The sequence below is a fragment of the Autumnicola edwardsiae genome (genome assembly GCF_031846505.1).
GTDB lineage: Bacteria > Bacteroidota > Bacteroidia > Flavobacteriales > Flavobacteriaceae > Autumnicola > Autumnicola edwardsiae.
This window is the reverse complement of record NZ_JAVRHP010000311.1, coordinates 1-423: the sequence shown is the minus strand read 5'-3', so window position 1 is coordinate 423 and position 423 is coordinate 1. Positions and strand designations below refer to the sequence as shown.

1 protein-coding gene is annotated in these 423 nt (G+C 38.5%); it reads right to left on the bottom strand.

Translation table 11 applies throughout. The features are described 5' to 3' along the window. The coding region (locus RM529_RS17810; RefSeq protein WP_311486069.1) for an AAA family ATPase at positions 1 to 423 on the bottom strand (423 nt) is incomplete at both ends.

Genomic DNA, 423 nt, shown 5'->3' with positions numbered 1-423 from the left:
CTTTTTATAGGTTGCTCAATGAATCGCTTAAGCTCTTCTGTTTTTACACCTACATCGCTTAGCTGTTTCTGACTGTATGATTGGATAGGCAGCACCTTACGGATATCCTCTTCACTAACTTTTTGAAATTCGTTATCCCCGATTTTCAAAAGTATTTCTCTGCTTGCAGAATTTCTTTTAACGATATGGCGTACATCGTTTTTGACCATCGTTATTCGCACCTCACCACTAACAGCGGTCAATGTTTTCCTGATCAGGGTGTCTCTTCGATTCTGAATAATATCCAGCTCTTCGTAATTACCAATTTTTACTGTTTGGTCGCACAGTCCCCATCTGATGTATTCTAATATGGTTGATTTACCCGTTCCTCTTCCACCGATTAATGCGTTATACTGCTGGTTAAATTTGATATTAAAACTTCCT